4 protein-coding genes are annotated in these 11,756 nt (G+C 52.4%); 2 read left to right on the forward strand and 2 right to left on the reverse strand.

What is annotated here, in order from left to right:
* Positions 1-230: 230 nt before the first annotated feature.
* Positions 231-518, reverse strand: coding sequence for a hypothetical protein (locus ACO0K9_RS15275; protein WP_422986354.1), 288 nt, complete (start codon positions 516-518; stop codon positions 231-233).
* A 770-nt stretch (positions 519-1,288) separates the two neighbouring features.
* Between ACO0K9_RS15275 and ACO0K9_RS15280 the strand changes: the two genes are divergently transcribed.
* Complete coding sequence (locus ACO0K9_RS15280) at positions 1,289-2,092, forward strand: beta/gamma crystallin-related protein (protein WP_422986356.1); 804 nt, start codon at positions 1,289-1,291, stop codon at positions 2,090-2,092.
* A gap of 137 nt (positions 2,093-2,229) precedes the next feature.
* On the opposite strand, the gene ACO0K9_RS15285 is transcribed toward ACO0K9_RS15280, so the two are convergent.
* The gene (locus tag ACO0K9_RS15285) at positions 2,230-10,911 is read right to left on the reverse strand and encodes a GH36-type glycosyl hydrolase domain-containing protein (protein WP_422986358.1); all 8,682 of its coding nucleotides are present in this window, start codon (positions 10,909-10,911) and stop codon (positions 2,230-2,232) included.
* Between the two features lie 418 nt (positions 10,912-11,329).
* Here ACO0K9_RS15285 and ACO0K9_RS15290 point away from each other — a divergent pair, with 418 nt between their 5' ends.
* Positions 11,330-11,707: a DUF4398 domain-containing protein gene (locus ACO0K9_RS15290; protein ID WP_422986360.1), complete on the forward strand. Its 378-nt coding sequence runs from the start codon at positions 11,330-11,332 to the stop codon at positions 11,705-11,707.
* The last annotated feature ends 49 nt before the right edge of the window (positions 11,708-11,756 follow it).

An 11,756-nucleotide genomic window follows, 5' to 3' on the forward strand; every position in this document is an offset into this window, starting at 1 on the left:
AGAAACACGGAACTGGTCACTGGGGGACAGCGTCTATCTCAATCCAGAGAAGGCTCGTGTAGAAGAAAAGGCGTACATGAAGGCTGCTTAATTTAAATTGAGGCGACAACTACCTTGACACACACCGATGATACCAGGCGTTAGCAAAATGACGGCCTGGCTCCCGCATGGCATGCCGGTATTTCCTGATACAGTCCACTGATAAGTAACATTACTATCGACGCAAGGGGTCAGAATGCTGCGGATATACCATCAATGCGATCAAGCCGGATGATGATGCGGCTGGCTTGCTGGTTGCGTCCGATGACATACTTGTCGTCCAGCCCAGTGACGACCATGGCGATGTTATTGCCGTTGGTATGGACGGTGACTCCCTTGTTTTTCTCCTTGCTTTCGAGCAAGGTCGAGCGTACAGGATCTTTTTCAGTCGCGGCAGTTGTGTCTGCGGCACTGGCGCTACCTGCGGCAACGATGGAAGTAATCAACAGTGCCTGCATCAGTTTTTTCAGTTTGATCATGGTGTGCTTTCTTTTGGAATGGATGGAGAAATTCTGTCTATCGTTTGCCTGACGCCGATACGCTATCTGAGAACCTGTTTGCGATCTTACTGTGCGTGCGTGATCGGAGCTCATGCGCTGCTCAAAATGCTCATGTACTTAGAGTACATTCCGCTTTTTGCGCTGCGTTTTTGTTACCCTTACCCCGCTGATGCGCAAACGCTAGCTCGCTACAGATCGTCAACAGGTTCTGACACGATATTATTGCCTTGCAGACTGGGTTAATGGTTTAACGGCTCAGATTTTGCGACAGATGAAGCTAGCACGATAGATACAGCGCTTGGCGTAGTGCATAGATACAAGTCAAAAATCCATTGTGCAGTCATTTGATCGGTCGACTAGCCGCCAAGAGCCTTGATCAATTGTACCTTTGCCCGGCTACCAGGTGCGCTATAACTTAGGCGGGGAGAACCGCCCTTCATGAATTGCACGAAGAAAATGCACAGTTTGTGAATTGCATCCATAACTTAATGACAATAAATTTATTGGCCCTGACTGGTATCCGGCTTCGATTCTTGTTGATCAGCAGGGGGATAAAAATCTCGTCCACTTGTGACAGTCCACTGATATGTACGCCAGCGAACAGACAACAAAGAGGTTTCAGAAGATTCTGATGTGCATGGCGTTTGCGTCTGGATAATTTTCCATGCCGATAAGGCTCTCTTTCAAATCTGGCGGAACGCACCTGTATGGTGTTAATTCTTGTCTTGACTTCTACCCTGGAGAAATAAATGAAACAGCAAATACAGTTGATATGTGGTTTATCTGGCCTGCTTCTGGCTGCACATGCGAGTGCTCAAATCACTTTTTACGAGGGGGAGGGCTTTCGTGGCCGGACTTTTAATGTCAACGGACAGCAGTCTAATTTTCGCAACAGCGGTTTCAATGACCTGGCCTCCTCGGTGGTTGTGACGAGCGGGCGCTGGGAAGTCTGTGATGACGCCAATTTTGGCGGTCGTTGCATGGTGTTGCGCCAAGGCAGTTACGATACCCTGTCAGGCATGGGCATGAATAATCGCATCTCATCCGTGCGGCCTCTGAGAGGCAATGGCCGTTATGAAAATGAAGCGCCGGCACCCATGAGTGCCCCCAACTATGAATACCGTCGTCGTCCGAATGAAAGCATGTACGAAGCACCTGTCACATCGGTACGCGCCGTGGTTGGCCCGCCAAGTGAGCGTTGCTGGATAGAACGCCAGCAAGTGCAGGCCGAACGTAGTGATCCGAATGTTGGTGGTGCCATTGCCGGTGCCTTGATAGGTGGCATTCTTGGTCATCAGGTAGGTGGTGGTACAGGTCGTGATCTGGCCACAGCCGGTGGTGCAGTAGCTGGCGGTGCACTGGGTGCCAATGTCGGTCGTAATAACGGCAGCAATTACGAGCGTGATGTACGCCGCTGTGAAACCACGGCCAACAACAAGCCTGAATATTGGGATGTCACTTATAACTACCGTGGTGTAGAGCACCGTGTACAAATGAGTTCGCCTCCGGGTTCAACCATTGCTGTCAATCGCAATGGTGACCCGAGGTTGTAATCCTGGCGTTTGATTACTAGTGCACCCATCACGGGTGATGGATGACACCAAGGCCGTATGCTTGCAATAGCATACGGCCTGTTTTTATTCCCGGTAATGATAAAAAATGCCGGCCTTTGCAAGGCTGGCATTTTCCGTCAATTAGTCGGGATCACTGATGAGGCTTTTTCAGTAGTACGCACATAATCCAGTTCCACCCTGTGTTCCAGCTTATCGTCCAGCAGATTCATTGATAAATTCGCCATGGCGGCACCGTCTACGTATAGCATGGTTTGTCCATACGCAACGTCCCGCAGCTTGATATTGATCTGGTAAGTCGTGTTCAGATATTGATAGCGCATGCTGAAGTCTTTCCAGTCAGCCGGTACGCAGGGGGTGAAGGACAGATGATTACCTTCGCGTTTGAGCCCCAGCAGCGATTCCATGATGAAGGTATACATCCAGCCGGCAGAGCCGGTGTACCAGGTCCAGCCACCGCGGCCGATATGCGGTTCTGCCGCATACACGTCGGCCGCCACCACATACGGTTCCACCTTGTAGCGGGCGATGGCAGGCACAGAATTGCCATGGTTAATGGGATTGATGATTTGAAAAGCATCCCATGCACGCACTGCATCCCCCATTTTGGCGAAGGCCATGGCGGTCCAGATGGCAGCATGGGTGTATTGACCGCCATTTTCGCGCACGCCGGGGACATAGCCACGGATGTAGCCGGGATTTTGGCCAGAATGGTCAAAGGCCGGTTGCAGCAATTGTATGATCTGGTCCTGGCGACGCACCAATCGTTGATCAACTGCCTGCATGGCATGCAATGCCCGTTGGGGATCGGCAGCCCCGGACAGCACAGCCCAGCTTTGCGAAATCGAATCGATCTGGCATTCCACATTGTGTGCCGAACCCAATGCACTGCCATCATCGAAATAGGCACGCCGGTACCAGTCACCGTCCCAGGCATGTTCATCAATGTTTTTAGAGAGTAGCCCGGCCTGGTCTTTGCACTGGGCAGCAAAATCGTGATCTTGCTGCTGGCGTGCGATGTCGGCAAAGCGCGTCAATACCTGATGCAGGAAGAATGCCAGCCAGACACTTTCACCTTTACCCAGATGGCCTACCTTGTCCATGCCATCGTTCCAGTCACAGGAACCGATCAAGGGCAGGCCGTGGCTGCCAAAGCGCAGCCCGTGCTGTATCGCCTTCACGCAATGCGAGTACAGGCTGGCAGATTGCGCGGACCGGATCGGCAAATCATAATAGGAATCTTCATCCTGATTCACCGCCCGTGCTTCGATATAAAAGATTTGTTCGTTCAAAATGCCGCGATCACCGCTGGCGATCACATAACGCGCCACCGCCAGTGGCAGCCACAGATAATCGTCCGAACAGTGGGTGCGTACCCCACGGTCTGAAGGTGGGTGCCACCAGTGCTGTACATCGCCTTCGCTGAACTGATGGGCGGCGGACAGTAGCAATTGTTCCCTGGCCAGTTTTTGTTGCGTATGTACCAGCGCCATGCTGTCCTGCAACTGGTCGCGGAAGCCAAATGCGCCACCTGACTGGTAATAACCACTGCGTGCCCACAAGCGGCAGGCGATGGTCTGGTATAGCAGCCAGCCATTGGCCAGTATGTTCAAACCCTGATCCGGCGTATTGACCTGCACCGCACCCAGGGTGTCGCGCCAATACTGATGCACTTTGGCCAAAGCCTGTTCTGCTGCCACGATGCCGCGACGTTCGAGTATCAGCGGGGTGATATTGGCTTGCGAGGCATTGGCCATGCCCAGCATGAAGACCATGACTTTTTCCTGGCCAGGGTTTAGTTCGAAAGCAAGTTGTAAAGCGCCACAGGGATCAAGGCCGGCCCCTGTTTTACCGGACAGGCGTACTCTTTCCAATGCTGCCGGTTGCTGCAGATGACCATTGCGTCCTATGAATTCATTACGGTCACCGGTATAACTGCGGTTATTGCTGTCGATATCAAAGAAGGCAGTACGACCATGGAATTCGGTATTGTAGGGATTGCGTGCCACCAGGCAACCGCTGGCAGGATCAATGCCGGTAACGATATGCATGGCTGATTTGGGGCGCAGATCACCCAGTACCCATTCCACATAGCCGGTGGCGGACAGGTTTCTTTGTTCTTCCGAGAGATTCTGTACCCGCAGGATGCTGTATTTGATGGCGCAATCGAGGGCAACAAAGACCGTCAGTTCAGTCTGGACAGCATGCTCTACGTGGGTGAAGATGCTGTATCCAAAACCGTGCCGCGTGGTGTATTCGCCACTGCCGCGGCAGGGTAGGGCAGTCGGTGACCAGATGGCGCCGGTATCTTCGTCGCGCAGATAGAAAGCTTCGCCACTGCTATCGCAGACCGGATCATTGTTCCATGGGGTAAGACGGAATTCATGCGCATTTTCAGCCCAGGTATAAGCCTGGCCACTTTCCGAGATGACGCTGCCAAAATGTGGGTTGGCCAATACATTGACCCAGGGGGCCGGTGTGGTCCGGGCTGCACTGGTGGTGATGACATATTCCCGGCCATCTTTAGAAAAACCACCAAGTCCATTGTCGGCATGTAAAAGCTCTCTCGCTGCTTCCTGAGCAGTTGTGGCATGGGTAATGTCATACGACGCAGACCTGGTCGGTGCCAGCTTGGGTACCCGTACTTCCAGCAGATCACGGCGGTTCAATTGTTCTGCCAGCGTACCCCGGTTATCACTGAGTATGACACGGGCAACTGATTGAAACAGGATTTTGTCTTCGTTGGAAATCTGTTCTACCAGGCGTACAAAAATACCACCGGGTCTCTCTATTGCATGGGTACCGATCACAGAAGAGATCAGGCCGATAATCTGGTCCTGCAATGCCTGTCTGTAGTTGGCATGATCTTCATTCCAGATCACCAGATCCACCGCCAGTCCTTTGGAGCGCCAATACGCATGCGCCTGCACCAGTTGCCGTACCAGTTCTATATTATCCTGATGGTTGATTTGCAGCAGCACGATAGGAAGGTCGCCCGAGATGGCATAACTCCATAAGCCTGACTGACCACGCAGATTGCGTATCAATACGCTGGCATCTGCGCGCAGCAAGGGATTGACATAAATGACCGAATTAGCCAGCCTGCCATACAGTTGGGCATCGGTTTCGGTGGCATTCAATTGTCGCAAGACCACCTGGCTATGGGTCCATGACAGTTCTATCACCCGGTCAGCCAGATGCTGATCCTGATATTTCTCGATTAATGCCAGGCAGAGATCGCGGTTTTCAGCGATACCGGTGACCACATCAATGGTGATGATCTGTTCTGCTTCCAGTGTGATCTGGCAGCGGATGGCAACCACCGGGTCCAGCACGGAACCCTGGCTGCCAGACAGTCTGCCGATGCGCATTGCATCTGGTTTTTCCAGTGTGTTGCCACGCCCTATGAATTTTGCGCGATCGGTTTCATAGGACAGTTTGTCCATCCCCGCGCCATGCAGCGCTATCAGGTGGAACATACTGGGTACTTTTTCATCGACCGAGCGCGGGCGGCGCGCGCATACTATCGCATGCTGCGCCGGCAAGATCTTGGTTTCCACAAACAGCTTGCTGAAAGCAGGGTGCATCGCATCGGCGGCGGCGGGTGCCAGTACCACTTCTGCATAGGTAGTAAAGTCTATGGTCCGGCGACTGCGTGAACGGTTGACAATACGGGTGCGGCGTAATTCGATATCATCTTCCGGTGACACCACAATTTCGGTGTGCATGTCGAGGTTGTTGTCGCTGCGACGGAATTCTGCCCGACCTTCCGAGAAAATGACTTCGTAATTCGGTGATGTCACCAGGCATGGCTGGAAGGCAGTAGACCAATAGCGTCCGCTCTCCACGTCCCTGACGTAACAGAAAGTACCCCAATGATCACGCGTGCTGTCTTCGGCCCAGCGGGTGACGGCCAAATCATTCCAGCGGCTATAACTGCCACCGGTGTTGCTGATCATGACGTGGTAGCGACCATTGGACAACAGCTGGACTTCGGGTGTCCTGGTGTTGACGTGATGGAGTATCCGTAAAGGCATTTCCTGACCAGCATGGCCAGTACGGATATCGGCCAGTTCTGTCGTATTTGAATAAGTGGCGCTGGCTTTCGGCACCCTTTCATGCAGCAGCGACATGGTCGCCTGGAAAAACGGATCTGATTCAAAGCGTCTTTGCAAAGGACGGTCCAGCAGCAGGTAGGCCAGCGACAATAATCCCATACCCTGATGATGGGCCATGAAAGAACGGATAACCGTGTATGCCTGGCCACGTGGCAGGCGTGAAGGCGTGTAGTCTATTGCTTCAAAAAAGCCGAATTTTCCTTCAAAGCCCTGGCTGGATAATTGTTCCAGGTTGCTGCAGGCCTGTTCTGGTACCACCATCAGCGCCATCATCGATGCATAAGGTGCAATCACCAGATCATCACCCAGGCCGCGTTTGAAGCCCAGGCCTGGCACACCGAATGCGCGATACTGATAATTTAACTGTGCATCGAAAGTGTTGTAACCCGATTCGGAAATGCCCCAGGGAACATTGCGCTGCTGCCCATATTCTATCTGTCGCTGCACCACCGAGCGATAGGTCTGTTCCAGTAGGGTATTCTGGAAATTTGGCATGACCAGCAGTGGCATCAGGTATTCAAACATCGAACCACTCCATGACAGCAGGATGGGTTCACCGCCAGCGATGGTCAACTGTCTTCCCAGTGCAAACCAGCTTTCCTGTGGAATCTGCCCTTGCGCAATGGCGACAAATGTCGCCAGCCTGGCTTCTGACGCTAGCAGGTCATAGCAGCCTGCATCCCGTCGTCTTTCATGCACGTTGTAACCGATAGTCAGCAAGTGCGTCGTGGCGTCATACAGGAAGTCATACTCCATCCGGGCAAATTCACCAGTCTGCAGTACCAATTGCTGAATTTGCAGGATACGTGTGGCAGCGCGCTGACTGGCTTCGCTGACCAGCATAGCCAGGCTGTTATTTGAACGCTCCATCTCTGTGGGCTGATTGACGGCAAGACTGTCTTTTTCCAGCGGTGACATGGTATCGACCAGTTTCGCCAGCGTCTGCAAGCTGGGAATGACATCCAGTTCCGGGTAGGCCTGCATCCATTTGGCCGGATTCGGCAAACTGACCCAGGGGGCCAGAAAGATGATTTCATCCAGTTGTGCATGACATTGTTTGCTTAATGCAGATGCCCAGATGTGGATAGGCGTATCGCTGGCCAGATTCAGATGACTGAAATAAACATCAGCATGGGAGGTCAATCTGCGCAGGCAGTCATGGATGACAGTCATGGATTGGGCAGAGGTCAGGCACAGGATATCCAGATCTGCTGCAAAACTGCTCAGTTGCTCTGGCACTTCACCATTGAGCTGCTGGCTCAAGAGATGGAATGTATCGCGCAAGCCGCAAAATATCCTGGGTTGACAGATAGGGGCATCTATCAGCTCGCGCAGGCCGGGTCGCAATGTCAACAAATGCCCAGCAAGATTGCCACTATCCACCGTGGATATATACAGTGGCAGCAGCGGGCTCAGGGTCTTGGTGTCATACCAATTATAAAAATGACCCTGGAAACGCTCCAGTTTGGCCAGGCTGCCAAAGGTATTTTGTGTGCGCTGCAACAGCTGCCCAGCCGGTATGTAGCCGAAATCATAGGCGATCAGGTTGGCCAGCAAAGACAATCCCATATTCGTTGGCGAGGTGCGGTGTGCGGTGACAGCAACTGGTTGAAATTGCACATTGTCAGGGGGTAGCCAGTTATCTTCGGCATCGACATGTGTTTCAAAGAAAAGCCAGGTCTTGCGTGACAGGACATGCAGAAAAGTGGTTTGCGACGCAGACAGATGGGTATCGGGCCTGGTCTGGGTACGGCTGATGCGATAAGCCAGCAGTGGTGAACCTGCCCAAAGCAGCAAAAAGGGCAAGGCCGCTGCCAGGGCAGTACTTCTTTCCAGCATTAATCCGGTGAATACCAGCAGGGACAGCACAGGTGCCACCCACATGCGACGTATGCAACCCCATATATCGTTGCCGTTCTGGTGGTTGCTGATGACAGAGGGACTCCATTCCAGCAAATGACGGCGACTGACTACTACCCGCCATTGGGTACGAATAATCGCATCGGCATTTGTCCAGGCTTCAAAAGGCAAGAATACAAGGTTCAGAAAGGCCTGGACAAAATGCTGCCTGGTTGAACGGATCAGTGACAGCAAATGCTGACGAAAGAAGACGTCGTCAGGCTGTTGAAACAGGCTCAGGAAAAAAGCGCTGAGCGATGGGACTAACAGAAAGCCCATGATCGCCGCATTCCATAACCATGCATGGCTGATGGCACTCCAGCCAATGATGAAAAATATGGTCAGTGCAATCGGTACCAGGCTGCGTCTCAAATTGTCCAGCAGCTTCCAGCGTGACAGCGGGGACAGCGCATTGGGATGCCGGGTTTTTCCCATGCCAGGGACTTTGGGCAACAGCCACGAAGCGACTTGCCAGTCACCACGTATCCAGCGATGTCTGCGCCTGATATCGGCCAGATAGGAAGATGGATATTCTTCATACAGTTGCACATCGCTGAGCAAACCGGCGCGGGCGTAGCAGCCTTCCAGCAGATCATGGCTCAGAATGCGGTTTTCCGGCATGCGGTCTTTCAGCGCATGCTCAAAGATATCAATATCGTAAATACCTTTGCCTACGAAGGAACCTTCTCCAAACACGTCCTGATAGACATCCGATACGCTGCGTGTATACGGGTCGATACCTGCTTCACCGCTGCATAATAATTCATAGAAAGAGGCATCTTTTTCCGGCAGGCTGACTGCCACCCGTGGTTGCAAAATGCCGTAGCCTTCGACAACTCTCTTTTTATCTTCATCGTAGCTGGCACGGTTCAAGGGATGTGCCATGGCTGCTGCAAATTTTCGGGCCGTATCGCGCGGGAGTTCAGTATCGGTGTCCAGCGTGATGACATACTTCATGTGCTCCAGACCACTGGCGTTACCTATAATGCAGGTAAAGGCCTGGTCGCCACCGCCACGCAGATAGCTATTCAGGGCACCCAGTTTTCCGCGCTTTCTCTCATACGCCATCCAGATTTTTTCTTGCGGATTCCATACTCTGGGCCTGTGCATGGCCAGGAAATGATCTCCGTTAGGGCGCGGATATTTACGATTCAATTCCATCGTATTCTGGATTATGCGATCCAGCAGGCGGGCGTCGTCAGGTAGATGTTCCTGATTGGCATCCGTAAAATCAGTTAGCAGGCAAAAACGCAGATTGGCGTCACTGTTCGCCAAAAAACGTATTTCCATGGCATCACACAAATTATCAATATTTTCCAGATCGATCAGCAGCGATGGAACGACAACCAGGGTACTGAATTCGACCGGTATGCCCTTTGAGAAATCCATGCGCGGCAGTGGGCGCGGCAGAGCAATCAGTGTGATGACCCAGTTCACCATACTCAGGGCAAACTGGCTGCTGGCCAACAGGCTGACCAGGGTAAACACCACCAATATGTAGACATTGGCAGCATATTGCCTGGCAAGGCCAAATAGCAGGCCGGTAGTCAGCAAACTCACAATGGCGATGCTGCCTATGTAGATGCTGAATGCTGATTCTCGTCCTGCATGTTGTATTAATTCTGGCAAGGGCAGGTGGATGGCGGCCGAGCGTTCCAGTTCTGCCACACCTTTGCCGATCAGGAAATAACCTACATGGGCGCTGCGGTCAGCACTTCCTTTTTTTACTGCGTATTCATGCGCATAACGGATGGCATTGCTGGCAATTTCGGATTCGGACAGGGTACTGCGTTTGGCAATTTTTTCGACAGCGTGCCGGTACAGATCACGGGTAGCGAAATCCATCTTGCCATAGATACCGGCAGGGTCGTCACGCAGACAGCGGTCAACGACACTCATGTTTTCTACAAATTCACGCCAGTCCATGGCGGTAAGAAACCGCAAACTGCCTATGCTATTGCTGATGGAAATCTGGTCGGCAGCCTGTTGTTGCGATTCCTGATGCACCAATTGTTCTATGGTCTGGCCGGTTTCTGCCAAACGCTGTGACAGCCAGTTCAAGGGCAGGGCCAACGCCGGCCCCTGACCTTGCAGGCGCCTGACCATCTCAGCCACGAAAGAACTTTCCAAAGGCGGGTGTGAACGCGACATGTCCGCCACCAGCAATATCAGGTTGCTGGGATCATTGTCGGCAGTCTCTGTCATTCTGTCCGCCCAGGATGCTGCCAGATCGCGGTCTTTGTGGGTATTGGTCAGGCGGGTGGCGACGCGCCGCAGATTTTCTATCAGGGCCAGACGCAACATGATGGGGATAGCCCATAGTTCACCCAGCTTCAGGACAGAAACCAGTTGGTAGGCGCTGATGAAACGACTCAGATTTTCCGGATCAACCCGGCCATCCCCATGCGAGATAGTCTCCAGCGCAATATCATAGACGCGTGGCCTGCCGGCAGCACTGCCGCGCAGCAAGCGTGGCAGCTCTTTGCTGTAATTTTTTGGTAAGTGACGCTTGGCAGTACGTATCTGTTCTTCGATCAGATAAAAATTGTCGAGCAGCCATGCTGCTGCGGGCGTCACCTGCTGGCCATCCTTGACGGCTTCGGTCAGCAGACTGCAGGTGTTCATGATGATAAGTTGATTGTCAGCCAGTCGTGACAGTAGTTGATCCCGGCCGAATACTGAACTCAGCTTATGGCTGTTGGCAAGTATGCGGCCGTGCTGTTCCATTTGCAGGGCACTGTACAGATCTGCCCGCAAGGGTAATTCTGCGGCACTGGTAGTCATGTACGAACCCAGTCGCATTTGCCCATTTTTCCAACTATTTTTCAAATAGCGCAGGCTGGCGGAAAGCATTGTTTTTGCTGATTTCAAAGCACTCACTTCTTTCTGTTTTGCAGAAGCCTCAGCTATTCAGACGTTGCCCGTCCTGTATGCGATATGCCTGGTCTTCCTGCTTGAGTTGATATGGCAGACAGCCTGGGTAAGGGAGCGAATGGAAGTTGCTCATGCTGTGTATGGGTGTTATCTGAATGCTATAGGCAAGCCCTTTTTCTGTAAGTGCGCTACCGAACATTGCATGGCATGAATGACGTGGCTCAGGAATGTGCGCCAGCGTACAGACCCGGGCAGGCACCAGGTCTATAACGATAAGCTACAAGCACAGAACACCTGATTGATACGTCGATATTTAATGGAGAGAATGATGAATAAAAATTTCAAATACTGCATCAGTGGTGCATTCGCAATGACTGTATTGCTTGGTTGCAGCAGCATGAAGACACCTGCTACTGCAGAAGTGGCAGTATCCAAAGAAGCGGTAGATAACGCTGCCGTTGCGGGCGGCACCGAATTTGCGCCTGTCGAGATGAATTCGGCACGTGAAAAGATGGCACTGGCAAATAAAGCCATGCAAGCCAAAGACTACAAACTGGCAAGTGATCTTGCCGCCCAGGCACAGGCTGATGCCAAGCTGGCACAAGGTAAGGCAAATTCTGCCAAGGCAGAAAAAGCAGCCAATGCTTTACAGGACGATATCCGTGTCTTGCGGGAAGAACTGAACCGCGCCAATACCAATAAATAGTAAGCAGCCCGGCGACGTATAACCACTCTCGCAGTTTTTCACTACCAAT

It is taken from the genome of Undibacterium sp. Ji50W (genome assembly GCF_049340445.1).
Lineage (GTDB): Bacteria > Pseudomonadota > Gammaproteobacteria > Burkholderiales > Burkholderiaceae_D > Undibacterium.

Coding starts and splice junctions, on each gene's coding strand:
- ACO0K9_RS15275 (WP_422986354.1), bottom strand. CDS start 518: ATGATCAAACTGAAAAAACTGATGCAGGCACTGTTGATTACTTCCATC.
- ACO0K9_RS15280 (WP_422986356.1), top strand. CDS start 1,289: ATGAAACAGCAAATACAGTTGATATGTGGTTTATCTGGCCTGCTTCTG.
- ACO0K9_RS15285 (WP_422986358.1), bottom strand. CDS start 10,911: ATGACTACCAGTGCCGCAGAATTACCCTTGCGGGCAGATCTGTACAGT.
- ACO0K9_RS15290 (WP_422986360.1), top strand. CDS start 11,330: ATGAATAAAAATTTCAAATACTGCATCAGTGGTGCATTCGCAATGACT.